This window comes from Rhodoferax sp. LS1P39, assembly GCF_056521425.1.
The window spans coordinates 37,094-60,834 of sequence record NZ_JBWMAV010000004.1; the positions used below are offsets into that span (position 1 = coordinate 37,094).

Consider the following 23,741-nt stretch of genomic DNA (forward strand, 5'->3'; position numbering starts at 1 on the left):
GAGTAAATCCCCATGCCATTGCCTGTTTCCCTACCGTTCGCCCAGCGCCTCCAAAACGTCGAAACCTCCGCCATCCGCGAACTCTTCAAGCTGCTGGGCACGCCCGGCATCATCAGCTTTGCGGGCGGCTTCCCCGACCCGGCGCTGTTCGATGTGGAGGGCATTGCCGCCTCCACCGCCGCCGTGCTGGCCACCAACCCCGGCCCGGTGCTGCAGTACGGTGCCACCGAGGGCTTCAACCCGCTGCGCGAGCAGCTCAGCCGCTTCATGGCCCACAAAGGCGCCACCGTGGCCCCGGACGGCCTGATCGTCACCACCGGCAGCCAGCAGGCGCTGGACCTGGTGGGCAAGACCATGATCAACCCCGGCGACACGGTGATCGTGGAAGCGCCCACTTTTTTGGCCACCATCCAGTGCTTCCGCCTGTACGGTGCCAAGCTGATTGGCGCACCCATCGACGCGAACGGCGTGGACGTGGACGCATTGGAAAAGCTCATCGACCAGCACAAGCCCAAACTGGTCTACCTGATCCCCACCTTCGGCAACCCCAGCGGTGCCACGCTGAGCCTGGAGCGGCGCAAGCGCATCCTGGAGATTGCGGTGCGCACCCAGACCCTGGTGGTGGAGGACGACCCCTACGGCGAGCTGTACTTCGACCAGCCACCGCCCCCCAGCATGCTGGCCCTGAGCGACGACGTGCCCGGCAGCCGCGAATGGCTGGTGCACTGCGGCTCGATGAGCAAGATTTTGAGCCCCGGCCTGCGCGTGGGCTGGATGATTGCCCCGCCCGCGCTGCTGGCCGCCGCCACCATGTGCAAGCAGTTCAGCGATGCCCACACCAGCAACCTGACCCAGGCCACCGCCGCCCACTACCTCACCCTGAACCGGCTGGACAGCACCTTGGCCGTGGTGCGCAGCACCTACGCCGAGCGCGCCCGCGTCATGGCCGCCAGCCTGCAGCGCGAGCTGGGCAGTGCCATCACCTACAACGCCCCGCAGGGCGGCATGTTCTTCTGGGCCCGCCTGACCGAAGGGCGCGATGCCAGCGCCTTTGCCAAGCGCGCCATCGAGAAGCTAGTGGCTTTTGTGCCCGGCGCGCCGTTCTTCGCTCACGACCCCAATGTGTCTACCCTGCGCCTGAGCTTTGCCACGGTGGGTGTGGAGAAGATCGAAGAAGGCATTGCCCGGCTGGGCCAGGCACTATAATTTAAATAGCTGCTAGCGCTTATGGAATAAGCGCTAGAGGCCGATTTGGCTTATTTTTTGCGCAGCGAGCGCGATTCCCAGATCGCCACCACCCACAGCACGGCGGCGGTGGCTGCCGACAGCCCCATGGCGCTGAACGCGTGCTGGCTGGCCGGAATGCACAGCAGGCCCAGCAACAGCAGCCCCACGGCGTGCGACAGCGGCGGATAGGCCCGCGTCGCGGTCACCCACTTGAACAAGGCCGTGCCCAGCAGGTACAGCGCCGGGCCACCCAGGATGGCCACCATGGCCGGGTTGTCGGCGTGGTCGGGGTGGGCCAGCACCAGCTCATCGGCCACGGCGCAGACGATGATGCCGGCCACGATCAGGATGTGCATGTAGGTGTAGGCCACGCGGGCCTGGCGACCGGCTTGCTCGGAGTGCACGATGCTGTGGTGGCCCTGCTCGGCCCCGATGGAAAAGTACAGCCACCACATCGCCACCGTGCCCGCAAACGTGGTGATGAAGGCCAGCAGGCTGTGGCCGGTCCAGGCGTGGGTGGCAAAGGTCGCACCGCTGACCAGCAGCGACTCGCCCAGGGCGATGATGACAAACAGCGCGCAGCGCTCGGCCATGTGGTTGCCGTCTACGTCCCAGTCCTGCAGGCTCGCGCGGCCCAGGCCGGGCACCCCGTAAAAGCACCAGGGTGCCGCAAAGTCGATCATCAGTGCCAGACCCCACCATGCCAGCCGGGTAGAGCCGTCGCTGTAGCCACCCGCCAGCCAGCAGGCACCCGCGAGCAACATCCACACCAGGATGCGCTGGAAATTGCGTACCAGGCTCTGGCGCTCGCCCCGCACGGCCCACAGGGTGAACAAGGTGCGGCCTACCTGCATGCCCACATAGGCCAGCGCAAAGGCCCAACCCTTGCCACCAAAGGCTTCGGGGATGGAGGCCGACAGCACCAACCCGGCCAGCATCAGCACAAACAGCATGCTGCGCACCGGCGGGCGGTTCGGGTCCAGCCAGTTGGTGACCCACGAGGTGCAGATCCACACCCACCACACCGCCAGCAGCAGCACGGCTATGCGCAGTGTGTTGTGCCAACTCAACTCGGCTAGCAGCCCGTGCGAGAGCTGGGTAATGGCGAAGACGAAAACCAGGTCGAAAAACAGTTCGACCATCTCGACCTTGCCGCCGTCGCTGCGCAGGCGCAGCAGGCTGCGGCCGCTAGGGGTGGATGCGTGGCTTGTCATGCGCTGCCGATCAAGCCAGTTTCCAGGCCAGCACCGCTGCCACCATGGCCGGCACGGCAAAAATGCCCAGGAAGATGGGCGCTTCTTCGGCCACGGAGTAGCCCGCACCCATGACACCAATCGCCATATTGACCGCCGCGCCCACCAGCCACAGCGGAATAAAGACTTTGGCCCCCACCACCAGGCCGGGCATGCCATCGCCAAATGCGTGGCCCAGCAGCAGGCATGTAAGGAGCAGGGAGAAACCTCCGGCTACGACGAATACGGTGTGCATGGAGCGTCCTTCTGAGAATTTTTGCAGGTTGAAATTTATATAAAAAAAGCTTCTTGCGCAGGTAGTACAAGCGCAAGAAGCTATGTTTATAGTAGCAAAAAAGAGGGCTTTAGAGGCGAGCCTTGGGCCGGATCAATGTATTAAAAGGTTTCCCAGTCGCCCTCGTTTTCGGCCTTGCTGGCGGGCGGTTTGGCCAGGGCCTTGGCGGGCTGGGCGGTGATCCGTGCGGGCGCGGAGGTGCGCTGGGCCAGGGCCGGGCGGGTCGGGGCCGCCAGAGGGCGGGCCGGTGGCTTGGCCACGGGGGCTGGGCTGGCGGCGCGGCGCGGGGCGGCGGTCGGGTGCCCGTCGCCCCCCAGTTTGAACACGGCCACGGTCTGCACCAGGTCCTGCGCCTGCGCCTTCAGGCCGCTGGCGGCGGCGGCCATTTCTTCCACCAGGGCCGCGTTTTGTTGGGTTGCCTGGTCCATCTGCCGCACGGCTTCGCCCACCTGGGTGACACCCAGGGCCTGGTCCTGGCTGGCGGCGCTGATCTCGCCCATGATCTCGGTCACCCGGCGGATGCTGTCGGCCACCTCGGTCATGGTGGTGCCCGCCTGGTCCACCAGGGCCGTGCCTTGGTCGACCCGTGCCACGCTGGCGGTGATCAGGGTCTTGATCTCCTTGGCAGCCTCGGCGGAGCGGCCCGCCAGGCTGCGCACTTCGCTGGCCACCACCGCAAAGCCGCGGCCCTGCTCGCCCGCGCGGGCAGCTTCCACGGCGGCATTGAGCGCCAGGATGTTGGTCTGGAAGGCGATGCCGTCGATGACGCTGATGATGTCGGCAATCCGGCGGGATGCGTCGTTGATGCCCTTCATGGTTTCCACCACCTGGCCGACCACCGCGCCGCCTTGCACGGCCACCTTGGAAGCCGTCAGCGCCAACTGGTTGGCCTGCTGGGCGCTGTCGGCGTTTTGCCGCACGGTGGCGCTGAGTTCTTCCATCGAGGCGGCGGTCTGCTCCAGGGCGCTGGCCTGTTGCTCGGTGCGGGCCGACAGGTCGTTGTTGCCGTGGGCGATTTCGGCACTGGCGTTGGCCACGCTGTCGGCGCTGTGGTGCACCTTTTGCAGCACGGTGTGGATCTTGGCCACGAACTGGTTGAAGCCGGTGCCGATGGTGGCCAGCTCGTCGTGGCCTTGCACCTCCAGCTTGACGCTGAGGTCGGCATCGGCGCTGGCCAGGCCGGTCATGGCCTGGCTCAGGGTGCGCAACGGGCGGGTCAGCCGGTACACCACCGCCACCAGGATCAGCGCGGTGGCGATGGCGCAGATCAGTGCCACGATCAGCGTGTATTGCAGCAGGTCGCGGGCCGTGGCGGTGGCCACGCTGCGCGGAAAGCTCACCCGCACGCTCCAGGGTGCGGTGTCGGCGGTCACGGCCATGGGCTGCAGCAGGTGCACCATGTTCTGCGCGTCCCGGTATTCGTAGGGCTGGCCCTGGCGGATGCGTTCCAGGCCTTCGGCGGGGATGTCGTCGGCTTTTTTGCCGATGCGCGCCGCCTCGGGGTTGCTGGCATACAGGCCGCCGTTGGACAGCATCGACAGGCTGCTGCCCTCGATGGGTTTTAGCTCTGCCAGGATCTGGCCGAAGCGGGTGAGGGTGAAGTCGGCGCTGGCCGTGCCCTGGAACTTGCCGTCCACCAGGATGGGCGCGACCAGCGAGGCCATCAGTACGTCCTTGCCGTCGATCGGGTAGACGTAGGGCTCGGTGAAGAAGGGCTTGCCACTGGCCTTGGGCACGTCGTACCAGTCGTTGGCACCGGGGTCGGTGCCAAACACGATGGGTTCCACGTTGACACCGCCGCCCGCGGCACGGGTCCAGTACGGCATGTAGCGGCCGGTGGCATCGTACAGGGGCTTCTTGCCTGCGTACTCGGCATCTTTGCCGTCCAGCGCATTGGGCTCCCAGGTGACCGCTGCGCCGATGAAGTCGCTGGAGCTGAACAGGGCTGCCTTGACCATTTCGTCGATCTGCTCGCGCGCCATGGGCAACTGGGCCTGGCGGGTGGAGCGCATGGACGCAGCCAGGCTGGAGACGGTGGCCATATTGGCGGCAATACGGGTTTGCAGCGTACCGGCGGCCTCGCGGGCCGAGGTGCGCGCCAGGTTCATGGTGGCGGCCTCGGCGCTGGCGCTGCTTTTGATGCCGATAGCGGCCGACGTGATCCCCAAAGACAGCAGCACCAGCGCGGTGGCGGCGACGCAGATCTTGGTGTTGAGCGACATCCGGAACCCGCGGCGGGACAGGGGGTGTGACGGTGTAGGCAGGGCCTGGTTCATGGGGATTTCCGGGTTGCGACGGCAGGGAGGATCATCCCCCCATGCTGTGGATAAAAGTTACAAAATGCAAGCGTAATTGCCTGATTGCAATTTGGGTGCCAGTCTGGCAAGCCGGTGTCATTTTCTGGTTTTTGGCCCTAATTTCAGGCAAAAAAATAGCTGCTTGTGCCGATGGAATCAGCACAAGCAGCTATCGATATTGAACTTAAAAACAGGAGCGCCCAGGGCCTCTTATTCACCCAAGGTTTCGGCCCAGGCCAGGGCTTGCAAATGCGCCCAGTTAACCTGTTTGTTGGACAGGTGCAGGGCTTCAGCGGTGCGGGCAAAGACCTCGTCGTTGCCGCTTTCGCAGGCTTCGGTCAGCGCCAGGAAAGGGGCCAGCACGCCGGTGCGGTGCAGCAGGGCATCGAGCACCGGCTGGGGCAGGGCGACCGACTCCAGTGCCTTGGCCAGCGGCACGCCCAGCATCACGTCGAGCATGGAGAACACGCCCACCACAAAGGCGTTGTCGCAGTCTTCGGGGGCCAGCATTTCGGCGGCCAGCAGTTCCATCAGCTTGCCACGCACCACGGCAGTCTGGCCGACCGCCGGGCCGGGGCCGTCCTTGTCGGCGCGCGAGGTGGTCATCAGCAAAGCCGCCCAGCGGAACAGCTTTTGCAGGCCCAGGATCATCACCGCGTGGCGGAACGAGGTGATTTCGCAGTTCAGCCCGAAGCCGGACGAGTTGATGAAGCGCAGCAGGTTGAACGACAGCGTGGGGTCGCGCTTGAGCAGCTCTTCAATCTCGGCGGTGGTGGCCTGTTTGCGCACCAGGTTGATGAGCTGCAGGATGGTGGCCTGCGAGGGGCGCACGGTTTGCGCCTTGACCAGCGCAGGCTTGGCAAACCAGTAGCCCTGGAACAGTTTCACGCCGTAGCTGGTGAGCAGCTGGTGCTGCTCGGCGCTTTCAACCTTTTCGGCAATGATTTGCGCGGTGGTGTTGGCGGTGGCGAACTTGACGAAGGGCAGCACCAGCTCGGGCTTGAGCGCCATCAGGTCCAGCTTCACAAACGAGGCCAGCGCGCGCCACGAGGCGTAGCCCCGGGTCAGCACGGTGTGGTTGAAGGCAAACCGGAAGCCGCGCTTGCGCAAATCCTCCAGCACCAGGGCGTGGCTGGCGATGTCGTCGGCGGTACTGCCGGGCACGGGGGGTACTTCAAGCACCACCTTGTCGGGGTGGACCAGCTCCAGGTGACCGCCCGCCAGGCTTTCCAGCGTGCAGTTGATGAAAACCAGCTTTTTGCCGACCAGGGTTTCGATGTCGGTAAACGACAAGGCGTTGACCAGCAGGGCGGCATCGCTGTCGACGGTGTGGCTTTGGCCGGGACTGGAGCGGTCAAACAGCTCATAGCCGAAGACCGCGCGGTTTTCGTCCACGATGGCTTGGCGGGCAATCAGCACCTGGCTATCGGGGGCGGTATCAGGTTCCAGGGGGTGCCTCAGGCTGTGAAGTTGGTCGGGTATGGTGGACATGGCGTTGTAAGTTCTACGGGCCACGACGGCTTTGATTTCCATTCTAGAGAAGAACCACCGGCATTGGCGCGGGATACTGGGGATTTACCAGATGTTGCGGCTTTGGCCTACATCCGTACTACATGCCTAGCGTGTCGGCCCAGACCAGGGCTTCCATGTGCGCCATGTTGATGTGGTGGCTGCTGAATTGCAAGGCCTGGGCGGCGGCACCGAAGGCGGTGTCGTCGTCGTTTTCGCAGGCCTTGGTCAGGGCCAGCATGGGGCCGTAGATGCCGGTGCCGTGCTGCAGTGCCTCGGCCACCGCCGGGGGCAGCGACAGCAGGGCCAGCGCCTGCTCCAGCGGCATGCCCAGCATCACGTCCAGCAGTGAAAAAATCCCCACCACGAAGGCCCCGTCGCATTCGTCGGGGCTCAGGGTGCCGGTGGCCAGCAGCTCCATCATGCGCCCGCGTACCACGGCCATGGTGCCCACCGCGGCGGGCGTGCCACTGGCCTTGGACGAGGTGAGCAGCAGGGCGGCCCAGCGGAATAGCTTTTTCAGCCCCATCAGCATCACCGCCTGGCGAAACGAGGTGATCTCGCGGTCCATGCCAAAGCCGGCCGAGTTGATCAGCCGCATCAGGTTGAAGCCCAGCACCGCGTCTTTTTTCAGCACCGCCTCGATCTCGTCGGTGCTGGCCTGGTTGCGCACCAGGTTGATGAGCTGCAGCACATGGGCCTGGCCGGGGCTGACCACCTTGGTCTTGATCACGTCCGGGCGGGCAAACCAGTAGCCCTGGAACAAACTGGCCCCGTACGACAGCAGGGCGCTGAACTGCTCTACCGTTTCCACCTTTTCGGCCACCACCGCCGCCGGTGTGCGGGCCTTGACCGCCGCCACGATGACCTGCAACTGCTCGGGCTTGAGGGCCATCAGGTCGAGTTTGACGAAGCTGGCCAGGGGCTGCCACGAGGCGTATACCGGGGCCAGCACCGTGTGGTTGAAGGCCAGCCTGAAGCCGCGCTGGTGCAGCTCCTGCAGGGTTTGCTGGCGGGCCGCGATGTCGGCGGGTGCGTGGCCCGGCACGGGGCCCACTTCCAGCACAACCTTCTCGGGCTGGATCAGGTCCAGGTGGCCGCCCGACAGGCTCTCGTGCGTGCAGTTCACGAAGATGGTCATCTTGCCCACCAGCGACTCGTTGCCGGTGTGGGTCATGGCGTTGAACACCAGGGCCACATCGCTGGCCGCGTTGTGCGACACCGTGGAGCGGTCAAACAGCTCGTAGGCCACCACTTCGCGCTGGGCATCCATGATGGGCTGGCGGGCAATGACCACCGTGCCGGAATCTACAGGCGTGGCGGCAGGAGCAGAGGGATCGGATGGAGACATGGAGACGTATTATTTGTTACGTATGGTAACTTGTAAGCAGGCGGTGGAATAGCCGACTATGCCAGCAAAAGTGCCAGCTCTTCGTCGGTGAACCCGGCTTGCAAACGCGCCTGGGTATTGAAGGGCGGCTTGGGTGTGGGCGCGTCATAGCGCTGGGCCAACACCCTGTAGTGCGCCACCGGGTCCAGGCCGTCGCGCTCACACAGCCAGCGGTACCAGTGGTTGCCAATGGCCACGTGGCCGACCTCGTCGTTCAAGATGATTTCCAGAATTTCCACCGCGCGCAGCGCCTGCGGCGTGGCCACCCGGCGCAGCTTGGCCTGGATCAGTGGCGTGGCATCCAGGCCACGCGCCTCCAGCGTGCGCGGCACCAGCGCCATGCGGGCCACCACGTCGCCCGCGGTGGCGGCGCATACCGTCCACAGGCCGTCGTGGGCGGGGAAGTCGCCGTAGTCCCAGCGCTGGTTGTCCGGGCCCTGCAGGTTTTGCAGGTGGGTGCGCAGCAGGCTGAAGTGGTGGGCCTCCTCGGCGGCCACACGTACCCAGTCGCGGTAAAAGGCATCGGGCATGCCGTCAAAACGCCAGGCGGCATCCAGGGCCAGGTTGATGGCGTTGAACTCGATATGCGCCACGGTGTGCAGCAGCGTGGCCAGGCCGTCGGGGGTGAAGGGCGAGCGCTGCGGCTTCACCACCCGCTCCACCAGCACCGGCCGGGCCGGGCGACCGGGTGGGTCGCCGAAAGGTTCAAAATCGGTTTTTGCTATTGAAAGCGTAGCTGCTTGCGCTTGCAGCATAAGCGCAGAGGCCACTTTTTGTGCTGGATCGGTGAGGCACAGGGTTTGCAAGGCGCGGGTTCGGAGTTTCATACCTACAATTGTAAAAGTTGAAAAAGGACCGGTATGGCTTTGTATGCATTGGAGGGGGTGGCACCGCAGGTGGCGGCCACGGCCTGGGTGGCCGATAGCGCCGAAGTCATGGGCGATGTGGTGCTGGGCGAAGACAGCAGCGTCTGGTTTGGCGTGGTGGTGCGCGGCGACAACCACCGCATCAGCATCGGCCGGGGCTCCAATGTGCAGGACCTGAGCGTGCTGCACACCGACGTTGGGGTGCCGCTGACCATCGGCGAGAACGTCACCATCGGCCACCAGGTGATGCTGCACGGCTGCACCGTGGGCGACGGCTCGCTGATAGGCATTGGCGCAGTGGTGCTCAACGGGGCCCGCATCGGCAAGCACTGCCTGGTGGGTGCGGGCGCGCTGGTCACCGAGGGCAAAGAGTTCCCCGACGGCAGCCTCATCATCGGCAGCCCGGCCAAGGTGGCGCGCGCGCTGACCCCGGCGCAAATCGAAGGCCTGCAGCGCAGCGCCCAGGGCTATGTAGCCAACGCCCGGCGCTTCAAGAGCGGCTTGCAAAAGCTGGCCTGAACCCCATATTGGCCTGTACAAAGTTAGGAATCCCCTGTGTCTGAACTCCATAAATTTATCTTCGACGGCCTGCCCGTACGCGGCTGCATCGTGCGCCTGACCGATGCCTGGCAGGAAATTCTGCGCCGCCGCGCCTCCAACACCACCACCGGGGCCTACCCCGCGCCGGTGGCCGAGCTGCTGGGCGAAATGACGGCCGCGGGCGTGCTGATGCAGTCCAACATCAAGTTCAACGGCGCGGTGGTGCTGCAGATTTTTGGCGACGGCCCGGTCAAGCTGGCCGTGGTGGAAGTGCAGCCCGACTTCAGCCTGCGCACCACCGCCAGCGTGATGGGCGAGGTGCCGGTAGATGCCACGCTGAGCCAGATGGTCAATGTGGACAACCAGGGCCGCTGCGCCATCACGCTGGACCCGAAGGACAAGTTCCCCGGCCAGCAGCCCTACCAGGGCGTGGTGCCGCTGTTTGGCGACCAGCACGAGAAACTGGAAAAGCTCAGCGACGTGCTGCAGCACTACATGCTGCAAAGCGAGCAGCTCGACACCCTGCTGGTGCTGGCCGCCGACGAGAACGTGGCCGCCGGGCTGCTGATCCAGCGCCTGCCGGTACAGGGCGAAAAGAACCTGGCCGGCAGTGTGACCAGTGAGGCCAATGAGGACGAGATTGGCCTCAACGAGCACTACAACCGCATCGCCACCCTGGCCGGCACCCTGAAGCGCGAAGAGCTGCTGACGCTGGACGTGGACACCATCCTGCGCCGCCTGTTCTGGGAAGAGCAAGTGCTGATGTTCAGCCCGCACATCGGCCCCACTGCGCCCAAGTTTGCCTGCACCTGCAGCCGCGACCGCGTGGGCGCGATGATCCGCAGCCTGGGCACCGACGAGGTGGAGGGCATTCTGGCCGAGCGCAACGAGGTGGAGGTGGCCTGCGAGTTCTGCGGCAAGCAGTACCGTTTTGACGCGGTGGATGCGGCGCAGCTGTTCACCACGCCAGACGCAAGCTTGCCCGGGCCGTCAGCGGTGCAGTAGGGCGGTAAACAGCCGGTGCTCGCACGCCGGGTCGCTGCATTTTTCGCAGTTCCAGGCCCAGGGCGTGCTTTTTGAGGAAAATCGACCTCTGGCGCTTATTCCATCGGCGTGAGCAGCTACGGATTCAATAGCATGCAGCGCGTTGCGGGTACGGGCCTGGTCTTTGCCGTAGACCACCTGGTAGGGCAGATTTGCCCGGGCCAGTGCAGCGCGTAGGGCGGCATCCACCGGTGCGCGGCTGTGCGGGCCGTCGCGCTGCGGGTCGGCGGCCCAGGGCAGGTCCAGGCCCATCACCAGGGTGAGGTCGAAACTGCGTTGCTGCTCCAGAGCGGCGGCGTACAGGCTGTGGTCGCCAAACAGCAGATCGCTGTAGACCGCGGTCATCAGCGCCGTGGTGTCGGCTATCAAATAGGTGGCGTCGGGGGCTTGGGCGATGCGCTCGGTGTGCGCCTGGGCAATGCCTTGTTGCTCGTCGGCCCGCGGCGTACGGCCTGCGGCATCGCACCACAGGCGCAATGTCTCAGAAATGGGGGAAACGCTGTGGCCCTGGCTGCGCAGGGTGGCGGTGATGGCCGTAGCCATCTGGGTCTTGCCGGTGCTCTCGGCACCCAGCAAAGCGATTTTGATCAACTTACTTTGGCGAAATGTGCACGAAAATTTCGTTGGACTTGACCATGCCCAGCTCGAAACGGGCACGTTCTTCGACCATTTCCAGGCCTTCTTTCAGGTCGCGCACCTCGGCGCCGAGCTGGTCGTTGACCCGCTGCGCCTGGGCGTTGTGCTCCTGCAGCGTCTCCAGCTTTTGCTGGAGACGCGTCACCTCCGAGATGCTGCCGCGCCCAAACCACAGCTGCCCGTGCAGTATCGCCAGCAAAGCCAGTAAGACGATGGGGACTACACGGGAAGCCATGGGCGGACCTTACTTCAGGTTGTAAAAGGCTTTACGACCGGGGTAGGTGGCCACGTCGCCCAGGTCTTCTTCGATGCGCAAGAGCTGGTTGTACTTGGCCATGCGGTCCGAACGGCTGAGTGAGCCGGTCTTGATCTGGCCCGCATTGGTGCCCACGGCGATGTCGGCAATGGTGGAGTCTTCGGTTTCGCCCGAGCGGTGGCTGATCACGGCGGTGTAACCGGCGCGCTTGGCCATCTCGATGGCGGCGAAGGTCTCGGTCAGGGTGCCGATCTGGTTGATCTTGATCAGGATCGAGTTGGCAATGCCCTTGTCGATGCCTTCTTGCAAGATCTTGGTGTTGGTGACGAACAGGTCGTCGCCCACGATTTGCACGTTCTTGCCCAGGCGGTCGGTCAGGATCTTCCAGCCATCCCAGTCGCCTTCGGCCATGCCGTCTTCGATGCTGATGATGGGGTATTTGTCCACCCACGAAGCCATGATGTCGGTCCATTCCTGGCTGGTCAGCGACCAGCCTTCACCGGCCAGCTCGTACTTGCCGTTCTTGTAGAACTCGGAAGCGGCGCAGTCCAGGCCCAGGGCGATCTGCTCGCCGGGCACGTAGCCCGCGTTGGTGATGGCTTCCAGAATCATCTGGATGGCGGCTTCGTGGCTGGGCACGTTGGGGGCAAAGCCGCCTTCGTCGCCGACCGCAATGCTCATGCCCTTGTCGTGCAGGATTTTCTTCAAGGCGTGGAACACTTCGGCACCGTAGCGCAGCGCTTCGCGGAACGATGGGGCACCCACGGGGATGATCATCAGCTCTTGCAGGTCGAGGTTGTTGTTGGCGTGCGCGCCGCCGTTGACCACGTTCATCATGGGCACAGGCATTTGCATGCCGCCCATGCCGCCGAAGTAGCGGTACAGGGGCAGGCCGGATTCTTCGGCAGCGGCGCGGGCCACGGCCATCGACACGGCCAGCATGGCGTTGGCGCCCAGGCGGGATTTGTTTTCGGTGCCGTCCAGGTCGATCAGGGTCTTGTCCAGGAAGGCTTGCTCGGAAGCGTCCAGGCCCAGGATGGCTTCGGAAATTTCGGTGTTGATGTGCTCAACCGCCTTGAGCACGCCCTTGCCCAGGTAGCGCTTCTTGTCGCCATCGCGCAGCTCGATGGCTTCGCGCGAACCGGTAGACGCACCCGACGGCACGGCCGCACGGCCCATGGTGCCGGATTCCAGCAGCACATCGCATTCAACGGTGGGGTTGCCGCGCGAGTCCAGAATTTCGCGGGCGACGATATCAACAATTGCACTCATTTTTTGTCTTCCTTGGATGGTTAAAAATTGGGCCGGCGGCAAGCCATTGACGCAGCCCCGAATTCTTGCATGGCTTTGGTGTCGCGCACGCGTCAGAGCGCCGATTGTTCGCGGGTTGTAACTATTGCAGACCCGTAGTTACGCGGAAAAGCTGTTTTCCAGATAACCGTTCTTTTTGGTTACGCGGTCCAGTGCCACCAGGGTTTCCAGCAGGGCGCGCATGTGCTTCAGGGGCACGGCGTTGGGGCCGTCGCTCATGGCTTTGCTGGGGTCGGGGTGGGTTTCCATGAACACACCGGCCACGCCCACAGCCACGGCGGCACGTGCCAGCACGGGGACCATCTCGCGCATACCGCCGCTGCTGGTGCCGTTGCCGCCAGGCAGTTGCACCGAGTGGGTGGCATCGAACACGACCGGGGCCAGGGTGTCGCGCATGATGGCCAGGCTGCGCATGTCGCTGACCAGGTTGTTGTAGCCAAAGCTGGCACCGCGCTCGCAGGCCATGAAGTTGTCGGTTTCCAGCCCGGCTTCCTTCGCGGCAGCGCGGGCCTTGTCGATCACGTTTTTCATGTCGCCCGGGGCCAGGAACTGGCCCTTCTTGATGTTCACCGGCTTGCCGCTTTGTGCCACGGCGCGGATGAAGTCGGTTTGGCGGCACAGGAAGGCCGGGGTTTGCAGCACGTCAACCACGCTGCAGACCTGGGCAATTTGCGATTCGTCGTGGATGTCGGTCAGCACCGGCACGCCCAGTTCGCGCTTGACCTTGGCCAGAATCTCCAGCCCCTTGTCGATGCCGGGGCCGCGAAAAGTGCTGCCGCTGCTGCGGTTGGCCTTGTCGAAGCTGCTCTTGAAGATGAACGGAATACCCAAGGCGCTGGTGATTTCCTTCAAGGTGCCCGCAGTGTCCATTTGCAACTGCTCGGACTCGATGACGCAGGGGCCTGCGATGAGGAAGAAAGGCTGGTCCAGGCCGATGGTGAAGTTACAGAGTTGCATGGCTTTTAAAGAGTAGGGTGGACTCAGAGGGTGTCGAATACGTCACCAGCGATCAATTGGAGGCCCAAGGCGTGCAGATCCAGGCATTCGGTTCCAAGCAATGCCTTCTGTTGACCAGGTGTGGCCAGCCAGTTGTTGGCGCGGCTAAATACCTCGATCGTGCGGCGCTCCGGAGAGATCAGCACATAGGTTTGCAGGGTTTCAAAACTGCGGTACACCTTGAACTTGTCGCCCCGATCAAACATTTCGGTGGACGGGCTGAGCACTTCCACGACGAGGGTGGGTTCAGAGATTGCATCATTGCGACTGCGGTCGGCTGCACTGCAGGTGATGACCACGTCGGGATAAAAATACGCCGACTGGTCGGCGGTGTGGAGCCGCACCTCGCTGGACAGCAGCATGCAGGGCTGCTTGCCCAATTGGCGGTGAAGCGATACGACGGTGTTCAGGATGGTTCGACCGTGCGGAATGCTGCCGCCCGCCATGCCCCAAGGCCCTGCGCCTTGCCAGTCGTAGATCACGCCATCGAGATACTCGTGCTTGAACTCAGCCTTCTCTTCTAGCAGCAAATAGTCTGCTGGCTGGATGTAGTAGGGTAGTTTTTGCGCGAATCCCATGGCGGTGCTCCTGGCTCCTTACTTGGCAGTTTTGGTCTTTTGGGCCGAAGGCGTGTGCTCTACCGCCGCCTTCACAAACGCATTGAACAGCGGGTGGCCGTCCCAGGGCGTGGACTTGAACTCGGGGTGGAACTGCACGCCGACAAACCAGGGGTGGGTGCTTTGCGGCAGCTCGACCATTTCGGTGAGTTGCTCGCGCTGCGTCAGGGCCGAGATCACCAGCCCGGCATCGCGCAGGCGGTCCAGGTAGTGCACGTTGGCTTCAAAACGGTGGCGGTGGCGCTCGGTCACCACGTCGCCGTAGATGCTGTGTGCCAGCGTGCCGGGGGCTACGTCGGAGCTTTGCGCGCCCAGGCGCATGGTGCCGCCCAGGTCGGAGTTTTCGTCGCGCGTCTTGATGCTGCCGTCGGTGTCTTTCCACTCGGTGATCAGCGCGATCACCGGGTGCGGAGTGGCGGGCTCGAATTCGGTGCTGTTGGCATCCGCCAGGCCCGCCACGTGGCGGGCAAATTCGATGGTCGCCACCTGCATGCCCAGGCAGATGCCCAGGTAGGGCACCTTGTGCTCGCGGGCGAAGCGGGCAGCGCAAATCTTGCCTTCGATGCCGCGTTTGCCAAAGCCGCCGGGCACCAGAATGGCATCGAACGCCGCCAGCGTGTCCACGGTGTCGGGGACAATGGTTTCGGAATCGACGTAGCTGATCTTCACCCGCACATGGTTTTTCATGCCGGCGTGGCGCAGGGCTTCGTTCAGCGACTTATAGCTGTCGCTCAGGTCCACATACTTGCCGACCATGGCGATGTTGACGTCGCCGCGCGGGTTGGCGGTTTCATACACCAAGTCGTCCCAGCGCTTCAGGTTGGCGGGCGGGGTGTTCAGGCGCAGCTTGTCGCAGATCAGGCCGTCCAGGCCCTGCTCGTGCAGCATGCGCGGCACTTTGTAGATGGTGTCCACGTCCCACATGGAGATTACGCCCCACTCGGGCACGTTGGCAAACAGCGAGATCTTGGAGCGCTCTTCTTGGGGAATCGGGCGGTCGGCACGGCACAGCAGCACGTCGGCCTGGATGCCGATTTCGCGCAGTTGCTTGGCGGTGTGCTGGGTGGGTTTGGTCTTGAGCTCGCCCGCGGCGGCAATCCAGGGCACGTAGCTCAGGTGCACGAAGGCGGTGTTGTTCGGGCCCATTTTCAGGCTCATCTGGCGCACGGCTTCCAGGAAGGGCAGGGACTCGATGTCACCCACCGTGCCGCCTACTTCCACCAGGGCCACGTCCACCGCGTCAGGCTCGCCAAAACGGGCACCGCGCTTGATGAATTCCTGGATTTCATTGGTCACGTGCGGAATCACCTGCACGGTCTTGCCCAGGTAGTCGCCACGGCGCTCTTTGTCGAGCACGCTCTTGTAGATCTGGCCGGTGGTGAAGTTGTTGGACTTGCGCATGCGCGTCTCAACAAAGCGCTCGTAGTGGCCGAGGTCGAGGTCGGTTTCTGCGCCGTCGTCGGTCACAAAGACCTCACCATGCTGCAGCGGCGACATGGTGCCGGGGTCTACGTTGAGGTAGGGGTCCAGCTTGATCAGGGTGACTTTGAGTCCCCGCGATTCGAGGAGTGCTGCAAGAGAGGCTGAAGCGATTCCCTTGCCCAGGGAAGACACGACACCGCCGGTGACGAAGACAAATTTGGTCATCTCAAAGTCGGGACGTAATCCCGAGGAGGTGGAAATGGTGATTATAAGGGTGTGAATCTAGCGGTTCTGCTCTGCTACATTGCCCGCCATGAACCCCAACACACCTTCCTTGGCAGACGGCGATCTCGCAGGCAAGCACATCGTGCTGGGCCTGACCGGCGGCATTGCCTGCTACAAATCGGCCGAGCTGTGCCGCCTGCTGGTCAAGGCCGGGGCCACCGTGCAGGTGGTGATGACCGAGGCGGCCACGCAGTTCATCACCCCGGTGACCATGCAGGCGCTGAGCAACCGGCCTGTTTATGGATCGCAGTGGGACGCGCGCGAGCCCAACAACATGCCGCACATCAATTTGAGCCGCGAGGCGGACCTGATTTTGATTGCCCCCTGCAGCGCCGACTTTATTGCCCGGCTGGTGCAGGGCCGCACCGACGAGCTGCTGAGCCTGCTGTGCCTGGCGCGCCCGATGCAGTCGGTGCCGCTGCTGGTGGCCCCCGCCATGAACCGCGAGATGTGGATCCACCCCGCCACCCAGCGCAATATGGCCCAACTGCAGGCCGACGGCGCGGTGATTCTGGGCGTAGGCACGGGCGAGCAGGCCTGCGGCGAAACGGGCGACGGTCGCATGCTGGAGCCCGCCGAGCTGCTGGAGGACGTGATTGCCTTTTTCCAGCCCAAGACCCTGGCCGGGCAGCACGTACTGGTCACCGCCGGGCCCACGTATGAGGCCATCGACCCGGTGCGCGGCATCACCAACCTGAGCAGCGGCAAGATGGGTTTTGCCATCGCCCGCGCCGCCCGTGAGGCCGGGGCCGAGGTCACGCTGGTGGCCGGGCCGGTGGCCTTGCCGACCCCGCGTGGGGTCACCCGCATCGATGTGAAATCAGCACAAAATATGCTCGAAGCCGTTATTCCATCGGCGCAACAAGCTACTGTATTTATAGCAACTGCGGCGGTGGCCGACTGGCGGCCTGCACATGCCGCTGACCACAAGATCAAGAAAGACGGCACGGGCGCCACGCCCCAACTGCAGTTCGTCGAGAACACCGACATCCTGGCCACGGTGGCCCAATCGGCCCGCGCACTCAGTGGCGCGCTGTTCTGCGTAGGCTTTGCGGCGGAGAGCCAGGACCTGCTGGCCAACGCCCAGGCCAAGCGTGCCCGCAAAGGCGTGCCGCTGCTGGTGGGTAACATCGGCCCGGCCACCTTTGGCCAAGACCACAACGCGCTGCTGCTGGTCGATGCGCACCGCGCCACCGAACTGCCGCACGCCTCCAAACTGACCCTCGCGCGCCAACTGGTCGCCGAGATTGCCAACCGATTCCAAAAATGATCATCGACCTGAAAATTATCGACCCACGCATGGCGGACCAACTGCCCGCCTATGCCACCCCTGGCAGCGCGGGCCTGGACCTGCGGGCCTGCCTGGATGAGCCCCTGGTGCTGGCCGCAAATGCCTGGAAGCTGGTGCCCACCGGCATCGCCATCCACCTGGCCGACCCCGGCTTTGCCGCCATGATCCTGCCGCGCTCGGGCCTGGGCCACAAGCACGGCATCGTGCTGGGCAACCTGGTGGGGCTGATCGACAGCGACTACCAGGGCCAGCTGATGGTCAGCGCCTGGAACCGCAGCAGCGTGCCTTTCACCATTGAACCCATGGAGCGCCTGGCCCAGCTGGTCATCGTGCCGGTGGTGCAGGCGCAGTTCAACGTGGTCACCGAATTCCCCGCCTCGGAGCGCGGCGAGGGCGGCTACGGGTCTACCGGCAAGGCTTAAAAGCTTGCTACTGCTTTAGTAGCGGCTCACGCTGATGGAATAAGCGCCAGCGGCACTTTTGGCTAAAAAATCAAGCGGCCTGCAAGGCCCACTCTGCCGCACTGACGGCGTGGATGGTCGTGGTGTCAAACAGCGGCACGCTGCTGTCGCGGGCATCCACCAGCAGGCTGATCTCGGTGCAGCCCAGGATGATGGCCTGCGCGCCCTGGGCGACCAACTGCGCCATCACCGCCCGGTACGCCTCGCGGGAGGCGGGCAGGGTCTGGCCCAGGCAGAGCTCTTCGTAAATGATGCGGTGCACGGTGTCGCGCTCGGGCGCGCCGGGCACCAGCACGCGCAGGCCGTGGCGGGTTTCCAGGCGGGCGCGGTAAAAATCTTGCTCCATGGTGAAGCGGGTGCCGAGCAGGCCGACGGTGGTGAAGCCTGCGGCCTGGATGGCCGTGGCGGTGGGGTCGGCGATGTGCAGCAGCGGGATGGGCACGGCGGACTCGATGGCGGCCGCCACCTTGTGCATGGTGTTGGTGCACAGCACCAGGCCGTCGGCCCCGGCACGCTCCAGGGCACGGGCGGCATCGGCCAGTACCGCCCCGGCGGCATCCCAGTCGCCTACGTGCTGCAGGCGCTCGATCTCATGGAAGTCGACGCTGAACAAAATGACTTTGGCCGAGTGCAGGCCGCCGAGCTGCTGTTTGACGGTTTCGTTGATCTGGCGGTAATAGGGAATGGTCGATTCCCAGCTCATGCCGCCGATGAGGCCGATGGTTTTCATAAGTCCAAGGAGAAGTTAGCGCTGGGCAGTGTGCCAGAAGCTGTGCAGCAACTGGATGCCCTCAGGTGCGTCCGTGTCGCGGCCCGCGTGGCCGGTGTGCTTCCAGCGCGCGTTGGACAGGGTCAGCATCTCGGAGGCGGTGGGCCGCGCGAAACCCATGTCCCAACTGGTGAAGCCGCGCCGGGCAATCGGCTCCATCAGCAGCTCGATCAGATTACCGTGCGCCGGGTCGGCCGCGATGCGCCGGTAGGTGCGCCGCACGGCGTCGGCCGGGCCTTCGAGGTACTGCATGAAGTTGCCGCCGTTGTAGAGCAGCACGCCGGTCAGCGCGTCCTGCTGGTTGCGCAGGCGGGCGGTGAGCAGCAGCCGCTCCAGCGCGGGCTCGTCCAGCGGCTGGCGGGCAGAGCTGACATACACCAGGGCGAGCAGCAGGTTCATACCGCGTGGATCAGTGCGGTACAGACCCGGTTGCGGCCCGTGGCCTTGGCGCGGTAGAGGGCGGTGTCGGCGCGGTCGATCAGCAGGTCGATGCTTTGGCGCGGCAGCATGCTGGCGCAGCCAATGCTCAGGCGCAGCGAGAGCTGGCTGCGGCCCGCGTCGATGGTGCGCGCGGCGATGTTGCAGCGCAGGCGTTCGGCCAGGTCGGCGGCGTGGTGGATGGGCGTGGCAGGCAGGATGATGAGAAATTCTTCACCGCCCCAGCGGCTCACGCAGTCTACGGTGCGGCAGGTTTGGGCGAGTTGCTGGGCCACCGCGCGCAAGGCCATGTCGCCCGCCGGGTGGCCGAGCTGGTCGTTCACGCTCTTGAAGTGGTCGATATCGCACAGCAGCACCGAAAACTCCGACTCCATCCGCTGGTAGCGCCGCCACTCGTGCTCCAGCCGCTCCTGGGCTTCGCGCCGGTTGGGCAGGCCGGTGAGGGTGTCGGTGCGCGACAGGCGGTTGTTTTCTTCCAGCGCGTGGCACAGGTCGTGCACATCGCGAAACGCCACCATGTAGTAGTCGGGCCAGAGCGGCGAGGCGAGTTCGACGGTGACGATGAACCAGCGTTTGTTGCCATTTTTGCACTGCACCAGGGCCTGCAGCTCGGCGGTGGGCAGGCCTTTTTCCAGGCTCTCTTCAATCTTGTTTTGCCAGCCGGCGATCACGCTGGCCCGGTAATCGGGATCGGGGTAGGCTTTTTTGAACCAGCTGTCGGTGTCGGGGATGTCGGCCAGGGTGTAGCCCAGCTGGTCGGTAAAGGCCTTGTTCAGAAAGAACTGCTGGCGGTGGCCCCCAGCCGCCCTGTTGGCCGGGCTCGTGACCTTGGAGACAAGCAAAGGGACAGGCGTGAAATCCATGCCATGGCACAGGATCTGGAGGGCCTGGTCAATGCCCTGCATGGGTTCGGCTAGTCGCATAGGCCTAAGAGTGGAATGTGCAATGGAAGCCGCCACAGCACCAGCACCGTGGCTGTGGGCCTGCGCGATGCTACTCCATGGGCCTTTACAGTGGGAGGGGTGAGCCCGTTATTTTTTTAAACCCGGCCCGTAACCGCCTTGCGCCAAGTCAGCGCTGCCCACCGGTAAAAGCCACCGCAATCGCCAGGCTTCGACGGCCCGGCTCCAGCGTAAAAGCCTGGCCCGCCGCGATGCTGCCCGGCTGCACCACCGCCAGATAGAACCCGCAGGCCCCGCTGCGCAGCATGTCACGCGCGGCCCCGGCGTAGCCCATGACCGCGTTGAACTTGAAGCAGGGCTGGCGCGGCTCGGTGACGCGCAGGCTGCAGTCGGGGAAATGCAGCGTATCGCCCACCCACACCTGCGGCTCCAGCAGGCCTTGCAGCGTGAGGTTTTCGCCCATAAAACCGGGCGGCAGGTCTTCGTCAAACAGGCTGACACCCTGGGCCTGCCGCTGGGCTTGCCAGAAGGCGTAGTGCTCGCCGGGGTAGGCATACACCGCCTTGTCCAGCCCGCCGTGCACGCTGAGGTCGGCCTGCTCGTCGCCCGCCAGCCCCAGGCGGCCCACGGCCACCGGCTCCGCCACTGCGTGCTTGCCAATGCCCGACAGCACGCGCCGCCCACCGGCCATCAGCGGACGGGCGGTGCCGGTGTTGACCTGGCTGACCTGCACCGATCAGCAGCGCTCGAAAATCGCCGCAATGCCCTGGCCGCCGCCGATGCACATGGTCACCAGCGCGTAGCGGCCCTGGGTGCGTTGCAGCTCGTACAAGGCCTTGACGGTGATCAGCGCGCCGGTGGCACCGATAGGGTGGCCCAGCGAGATGCCCGAGCCGTTGGGGTTCACCTTGGCCGGGTCCAGGCCCAGGTCGCGGCTCACGGCGCAGGCCTGGGCGGCAAAGGCCTCGTTGGCCTCGATCACGTCCAGGTCTTGCACCGTCAGCCCGGCTTTTTGCAGCGCCAGGCGCGTGGCGGGCACCGGGCCTATGCCCATGTACTGCGGGTCCACCCCGGCGTGGGCGTAGGCCACCAGGCGGGCCAGTGGCTGCAGGCCCCGGGCTTTGGCGGTGGCCGCGTCCATCAGTACCACGGCGGCGGCGGCATCGTTGATGCCCGAGGCGTTACCGGCGGTGACGGTGCCGTTTTCCTTGGCAAACGCGGGTTTGAGCTTGGCCATATCGGCCAGGGTCACGCCAGTGCGGAAATGTTCGTCGCTGGCAAACTGGGTATCGCCTTTTTTGCTTTTCAGCACCACGGGCGTGATCTGGCTGGTGAAGTACCCGGCGGCGCTGGCACGCTCGGCGCGGTGGTGGCTCTCTACCGCCAGCGCGTCCTGGTCTTCGCGGCTGATGCCCCATTTTTTGGCGATGTTTTCGGCGGTGACACCCATGTGGATGTTGTGGAAGGGATCGTGCAGCGCGCCAATCATCATGTCGGTCAGCTTGGCGTCGCCCATGCGCTGGCCCCAGCGGGCGCTGAGGGCGGCGTAGGGGGCGCGGGTCATGTTTTCGGCTCCGCCGCCAATCGCTATGTCGGCATCGCCCAGCAAAATGCTTTGGGCCGCGTTGACGATGGCCTGCAGGCCAGAGCCGCACAGGCGGTTCACGTTGTAGGCGGGCGTGCCCTCGCCACAGCCGCCCAGCACGGCGGCCGCACGCGACAAATACATGTCGCGCGGCTCGGTGTTGACCACATGGCCAAACACCACATGGCCTACGTCGGCCCCTTCGGTCTGGGCGCGCAGCAGCGACTCGCGCACCACCTGGGCGGCCAGGTCGATGGGCGGGATGTCCTTCAGGCTGCCGCCAAAGGTTCCGATTGCGGTACGTACGGCGCTAACAACAACAACTTCGCGGGCCATGGAGATTCCTTGTAAATGGTGAAAGAGGAGGGTGGGTGGTGCCAGGGAGGGCTGTTCAAGTCAGTTTCCAGCCAGTTCTGCATTCATAATTATGAATGCAAATTCAAACAAACCGGAGACAAATATGCAGGCGTATGCAGACTTTTACCAGCGCTCCCTCAGCGAGCGCGACGCATTCTGGAGCGAGCAGGCCCGGCTGATCGACTGGCAGACCCCACCCCAGCAGGTGTGCGATTACAGCAACCCGCCGTTTGCGAAATGGTTTGTGGGCGGCACCACCAACCTGTGCCACAACGCGGTGGATCGGCACCTTGCAGACCGGGCCGACCAGCGGGCGCTGATTTTTGTCTCCACCGAGACGGGCGAAGAAACCGTTTATAGCTTTCGTCAGTTACACGCCGAAGTTCAGCGCATGGCCGCCGTGCTGTTGGGCCTGGGCGTGGCCCAAGGCGACCGCGTGCTGGTCTACATGCCCATGGTGGCCGAGGCCGCGTTCACCATGCTGGCCTGCGCCCGCATCGGCGCCATCCACTCGGTGGTGTTTGGTGGCTTTGCCTCGGGTGCGCTGGCCTCGCGGATTGAAGATGCCGAGCCGGTGTTGGTGGTCAGCGCCGATGCCGGTTCGCGCGGCGGCAAAGCCGTGGCCTACAAGCCGCTGCTGGACGAAGCCATCCGCCTCTCAAAGCACAAACCTGGCGCCGTGCTGCTGGTAGACCGCGGGCTGGTTGCTATGGATCTGGTAGCTGGTCGTGACCATCTGTGGAGCACAGAGCGGCAAAAACACCTGGAAACTGTGGTGCCCTGCGCCTGGGTCGATGCCACGCACACCAGCTACACCCTGTACACCAGCGGCACCACCGGCAAGCCCAAAGGCGTGCAGCGCGACACCGGTGGCTACGCCGTGGCGTTGGCCGCCAGCCTCAAGCACATCTACGGCGGCAAGCCCGGCGAAACCTTTTTTTGCACCAGCGACATTGGCTGGGTGGTGGGCCACAGCTACATCATCTACGGCCCGCTGATCGGCGGCATGGCCACTATTCTGTACGAGGGCCTGCCGACCCGACCCGACGGCGGCATTTGGTGGAGCCTGGTCGAGAAGTACCAGGCCACGGTGATGTTCAGCGCGCCCACCGCCGTGCGGGTGCTCAAGAAACAAGACCCGGCGCTGATGGCCAAGTACGACCTGTCCAGCCTGCGCGCGCTGTTCCTGGCTGGGGAGCCGCTGGACGAGCCCACCGCCACCTGGATCAGCCAGGCCCTGGGCAAGCCCATCATCGACAACTACTGGCAGACCGAAACCGGCTGGCCCATCCTGGCCCTGTGCAACGGCGTGGAGTCGGCCCCCACCAAGTTCGGCTCGCCGGGCAAGGCGGTGTATGGCTACAACGTCAAGCTGCTCGACGATGCCACCGGCGAAGAACTCACCGGCCCCAACCAGAAGGGCGTGGTCGCCATCGAGGGCCCACTGCCCCCCGGCTGCCTGCAAACCGTGTGGCGCGACGATGCCCGCTTTGTGCAAACCTACTGGTCCAGCGTGCCCGGCAAAATGGTTTACAGCACCTTTGATTGGGGCGTGCGCGATGCCGATGGTTATTTCTTCATCCTGGGCCGTACCGACGACGTGATCAACGTGGCCGGGCACCGCCTGGGCACCCGCGAAATCGAAGAGAGCATCGCCGCCCACCCCAACATCTCCGAGGTGGCGGTGGTCGGCGTGGCCGATGCGCTCAAAGGCCAGGTGGCCATGGCGTTTGCGGTGGTCAAGGATGCCAGCCTGCTGGACAGCGAGGCCGCCCGTGCCCTGCTCGAAGCCGATGTAATGCGCCTGGTCGACAAAGACCTGGGGGCCGTGGCCCGCCCGGCCCGCGTCACCTTTGTGAACCTGCTGCCCAAAACCCGCAGCGGCAAACTGCTGCGCCGCGCTGTGCAAGCCGTGTGCGAAGGCCGCGACCCCGGCGACCTGACCACCATGGACGACCCGTCGGCCCTGCAGCAGATCAAGGAGCTGGTTGGCAAACAGTAGGGCTTGCAATATA

At 64.5% G+C, this 23,741-nt stretch carries 23 protein-coding genes; 6 read left to right on the plus strand and 17 right to left on the minus strand.

Annotation, left to right across the window (positions count from 1 at the left end; genetic code table 11):
* Nucleotides 1-12: 12 nt before the first annotated feature.
* On the plus strand, nt 13-1,206 hold the full coding sequence (locus tag AC097O_RS08850; RefSeq protein WP_479592436.1) for an aminotransferase-like domain-containing protein: 1,194 nt from the start codon (nt 13-15) through the stop codon (nt 1,204-1,206).
* Between the two features lie 50 nt (nt 1,207-1,256).
* Here AC097O_RS08850 and AC097O_RS08855 read toward each other — a convergent pair whose 3' ends face one another.
* From AC097O_RS08855 to AC097O_RS08880, 6 genes are all read right to left on the minus strand, one after another.
* The gene (locus AC097O_RS08855; protein WP_479592437.1) at nt 1,257-2,441 is read right to left on the minus strand and encodes a low temperature requirement protein A; all 1,185 of its coding nucleotides are present in this window, start codon (nt 2,439-2,441) and stop codon (nt 1,257-1,259) included.
* Nucleotides 2,442-2,451: 10 nt separating this feature from the next.
* The gene (locus tag AC097O_RS08860) at nt 2,452-2,715 is read right to left on the minus strand and encodes a hypothetical protein (protein ID WP_479592438.1); all 264 of its coding nucleotides are present in this window, start codon (nt 2,713-2,715) and stop codon (nt 2,452-2,454) included.
* Nucleotides 2,716-2,855: 140 nt separating this feature from the next.
* A complete protein-coding gene (locus AC097O_RS08865) occupies nt 2,856-5,030 on the minus strand; it encodes a methyl-accepting chemotaxis protein (RefSeq protein ID WP_479592439.1) in 2,175 nt (724 codons plus the stop codon).
* A 231-nt stretch (nt 5,031-5,261) separates the two neighbouring features.
* The gene (locus tag AC097O_RS08870) at nt 5,262-6,542 is read right to left on the minus strand and encodes an EAL and HDOD domain-containing protein (RefSeq protein WP_479592440.1); all 1,281 of its coding nucleotides are present in this window, start codon (nt 6,540-6,542) and stop codon (nt 5,262-5,264) included.
* 118 nt (nt 6,543-6,660) lie between these two features.
* A complete protein-coding gene (locus tag AC097O_RS08875) occupies nt 6,661-7,911 on the minus strand; it encodes an EAL and HDOD domain-containing protein (RefSeq protein WP_479592441.1) in 1,251 nt (416 codons plus the stop codon).
* A gap of 56 nt (nt 7,912-7,967) precedes the next feature.
* Entirely contained in the window at nt 7,968-8,777 is an 810-nt protein-coding gene (locus tag AC097O_RS08880) for a ferritin-like domain-containing protein (protein ID WP_479592442.1), read from the minus strand.
* Nucleotides 8,778-8,810: 33 nt separating this feature from the next.
* Between AC097O_RS08880 and AC097O_RS08885 the strand changes: the two genes are divergently transcribed.
* Nucleotides 8,811-9,335, plus strand: coding sequence for a gamma carbonic anhydrase family protein (locus AC097O_RS08885; RefSeq protein WP_479592443.1), 525 nt, complete (start codon nt 8,811-8,813; stop codon nt 9,333-9,335).
* A 36-nt stretch (nt 9,336-9,371) separates the two neighbouring features.
* Nucleotides 9,372-10,361, plus strand: coding sequence for an Hsp33 family molecular chaperone HslO (hslO, locus tag AC097O_RS08890; protein WP_479592444.1), 990 nt, complete (start codon nt 9,372-9,374; stop codon nt 10,359-10,361).
* On the opposite strand, the gene AC097O_RS08895 is transcribed toward hslO, so the two are convergent.
* The 6 genes from AC097O_RS08895 to AC097O_RS08920 all read right to left on the minus strand — a co-directional run bounded on the left by AC097O_RS08895 (nt 10,347) and on the right by AC097O_RS08920 (nt 15,863).
* Nucleotides 10,347-10,991: an AAA family ATPase gene (locus AC097O_RS08895; RefSeq protein WP_479592445.1), complete on the minus strand. Its 645-nt coding sequence runs from the start codon at nt 10,989-10,991 to the stop codon at nt 10,347-10,349. The genes hslO and AC097O_RS08895 overlap by 15 nt on opposite strands.
* Nucleotide 10,992: 1 nt before the next feature.
* A complete protein-coding gene (locus AC097O_RS08900; RefSeq protein ID WP_479592446.1) occupies nt 10,993-11,271 on the minus strand; it encodes a septum formation initiator family protein in 279 nt (92 codons plus the stop codon).
* A gap of 9 nt (nt 11,272-11,280) precedes the next feature.
* The gene (eno, locus tag AC097O_RS08905; protein ID WP_479592447.1) at nt 11,281-12,564 is read right to left on the minus strand and encodes a phosphopyruvate hydratase; all 1,284 of its coding nucleotides are present in this window, start codon (nt 12,562-12,564) and stop codon (nt 11,281-11,283) included.
* 138 nt (nt 12,565-12,702) lie between these two features.
* On the minus strand, nt 12,703-13,560 hold the full coding sequence (kdsA, locus tag AC097O_RS08910; protein ID WP_479592448.1) for a 3-deoxy-8-phosphooctulonate synthase: 858 nt from the start codon (nt 13,558-13,560) through the stop codon (nt 12,703-12,705).
* 23 nt (nt 13,561-13,583) lie between these two features.
* The gene (locus AC097O_RS08915) at nt 13,584-14,177 is read right to left on the minus strand and encodes a Uma2 family endonuclease (protein ID WP_479592449.1); all 594 of its coding nucleotides are present in this window, start codon (nt 14,175-14,177) and stop codon (nt 13,584-13,586) included.
* Nucleotides 14,178-14,195: 18 nt separating this feature from the next.
* Complete coding sequence (locus AC097O_RS08920) at nt 14,196-15,863, minus strand: CTP synthase (protein WP_479592450.1); 1,668 nt, start codon at nt 15,861-15,863, stop codon at nt 14,196-14,198.
* 88 nt (nt 15,864-15,951) lie between these two features.
* Between AC097O_RS08920 and coaBC the strand changes: the two genes are divergently transcribed.
* On the plus strand, nt 15,952-17,193 hold the full coding sequence (gene coaBC / locus AC097O_RS08925; RefSeq protein WP_479592451.1) for a bifunctional phosphopantothenoylcysteine decarboxylase/phosphopantothenate--cysteine ligase CoaBC: 1,242 nt from the start codon (nt 15,952-15,954) through the stop codon (nt 17,191-17,193).
* Nucleotides 17,190-17,636: a dUTP diphosphatase gene (dut, locus tag AC097O_RS08930; protein WP_479592452.1), complete on the plus strand. Its 447-nt coding sequence runs from the start codon at nt 17,190-17,192 to the stop codon at nt 17,634-17,636. The genes coaBC and dut overlap by 4 nt, the downstream gene beginning before the upstream one ends.
* Nucleotides 17,637-17,706: 70 nt before the next feature.
* On the opposite strand, the gene AC097O_RS08935 is transcribed toward dut, so the two are convergent.
* The 5 genes from AC097O_RS08935 to bktB all read right to left on the minus strand — a co-directional run bounded on the left by AC097O_RS08935 (nt 17,707) and on the right by bktB (nt 21,705).
* A complete protein-coding gene (locus AC097O_RS08935) occupies nt 17,707-18,405 on the minus strand; it encodes an aspartate/glutamate racemase family protein (protein ID WP_479592453.1) in 699 nt (232 codons plus the stop codon).
* Nucleotides 18,406-18,420: 15 nt separating this feature from the next.
* Nucleotides 18,421-18,843, minus strand: coding sequence for a BLUF domain-containing protein (locus AC097O_RS08940; protein WP_479592454.1), 423 nt, complete (start codon nt 18,841-18,843; stop codon nt 18,421-18,423).
* The gene (locus AC097O_RS08945; RefSeq protein WP_479592455.1) at nt 18,840-19,805 is read right to left on the minus strand and encodes a GGDEF domain-containing protein; all 966 of its coding nucleotides are present in this window, start codon (nt 19,803-19,805) and stop codon (nt 18,840-18,842) included. Before AC097O_RS08945 ends, AC097O_RS08940 begins: the two co-directional genes overlap by 4 nt.
* Nucleotides 19,806-19,953: 148 nt before the next feature.
* Entirely contained in the window at nt 19,954-20,517 is a 564-nt protein-coding gene (locus AC097O_RS08950) for an MOSC domain-containing protein (protein WP_479592456.1), read from the minus strand.
* 3 nt (nt 20,518-20,520) lie between these two features.
* Nucleotides 20,521-21,705: a beta-ketothiolase BktB gene (gene bktB, locus AC097O_RS08955; RefSeq protein WP_479592457.1), complete on the minus strand. Its 1,185-nt coding sequence runs from the start codon at nt 21,703-21,705 to the stop codon at nt 20,521-20,523.
* An 88-nt stretch (nt 21,706-21,793) separates the two neighbouring features.
* Here bktB and AC097O_RS08960 point away from each other — a divergent pair, with 88 nt between their 5' ends.
* Nucleotides 21,794-23,728, plus strand: a complete 1,935-nt coding sequence (locus AC097O_RS08960) for a propionate--CoA ligase (protein ID WP_479592646.1) — start codon at nt 21,794-21,796, stop codon at nt 23,726-23,728.
* Nucleotides 23,729-23,741: the final 13 nt, after the last annotated feature.

Excerpts from the sequence above, each read along its gene's own strand:
- AC097O_RS08850 (WP_479592436.1), top strand. The coding sequence starts at position 13 with ATGCCATTGCCTGTTTCCCTACCGTTCGCCCAGCGCCTCCAAAACGTC.
- AC097O_RS08855 (WP_479592437.1), bottom strand. The coding sequence starts at position 2,441 with ATGACAAGCCACGCATCCACCCCTAGCGGCCGCAGCCTGCTGCGCCTG.
- AC097O_RS08860 (WP_479592438.1), bottom strand. The coding sequence starts at position 2,715 with ATGCACACCGTATTCGTCGTAGCCGGAGGTTTCTCCCTGCTCCTTACA.
- AC097O_RS08865 (WP_479592439.1), bottom strand. The coding sequence starts at position 5,030 with ATGAACCAGGCCCTGCCTACACCGTCACACCCCCTGTCCCGCCGCGGG.
- AC097O_RS08870 (WP_479592440.1), bottom strand. The coding sequence starts at position 6,542 with ATGTCCACCATACCCGACCAACTTCACAGCCTGAGGCACCCCCTGGAA.
- AC097O_RS08875 (WP_479592441.1), bottom strand. The coding sequence starts at position 7,911 with ATGTCTCCATCCGATCCCTCTGCTCCTGCCGCCACGCCTGTAGATTCC.
- AC097O_RS08880 (WP_479592442.1), bottom strand. The coding sequence starts at position 8,777 with ATGAAACTCCGAACCCGCGCCTTGCAAACCCTGTGCCTCACCGATCCA.
- AC097O_RS08885 (WP_479592443.1), top strand. The coding sequence starts at position 8,811 with ATGGCTTTGTATGCATTGGAGGGGGTGGCACCGCAGGTGGCGGCCACG.
- AC097O_RS08900 (WP_479592446.1), bottom strand. The coding sequence starts at position 11,271 with ATGGCTTCCCGTGTAGTCCCCATCGTCTTACTGGCTTTGCTGGCGATA.
- eno (WP_479592447.1), bottom strand. The coding sequence starts at position 12,564 with ATGAGTGCAATTGTTGATATCGTCGCCCGCGAAATTCTGGACTCGCGC.
- kdsA (WP_479592448.1), bottom strand. The coding sequence starts at position 13,560 with ATGCAACTCTGTAACTTCACCATCGGCCTGGACCAGCCTTTCTTCCTC.
- AC097O_RS08915 (WP_479592449.1), bottom strand. The coding sequence starts at position 14,177 with ATGGGATTCGCGCAAAAACTACCCTACTACATCCAGCCAGCAGACTAT.
- AC097O_RS08920 (WP_479592450.1), bottom strand. The coding sequence starts at position 15,863 with ATGACCAAATTTGTCTTCGTCACCGGCGGTGTCGTGTCTTCCCTGGGC.
- coaBC (WP_479592451.1), top strand. The coding sequence starts at position 15,952 with ATGAACCCCAACACACCTTCCTTGGCAGACGGCGATCTCGCAGGCAAG.
- dut (WP_479592452.1), top strand. The coding sequence starts at position 17,190 with ATGATCATCGACCTGAAAATTATCGACCCACGCATGGCGGACCAACTG.
- AC097O_RS08935 (WP_479592453.1), bottom strand. The coding sequence starts at position 18,405 with ATGAAAACCATCGGCCTCATCGGCGGCATGAGCTGGGAATCGACCATT.
- AC097O_RS08940 (WP_479592454.1), bottom strand. The coding sequence starts at position 18,843 with ATGAACCTGCTGCTCGCCCTGGTGTATGTCAGCTCTGCCCGCCAGCCG.
- AC097O_RS08945 (WP_479592455.1), bottom strand. The coding sequence starts at position 19,805 with ATGCGACTAGCCGAACCCATGCAGGGCATTGACCAGGCCCTCCAGATC.
- bktB (WP_479592457.1), bottom strand. The coding sequence starts at position 21,705 with ATGGCCCGCGAAGTTGTTGTTGTTAGCGCCGTACGTACCGCAATCGGA.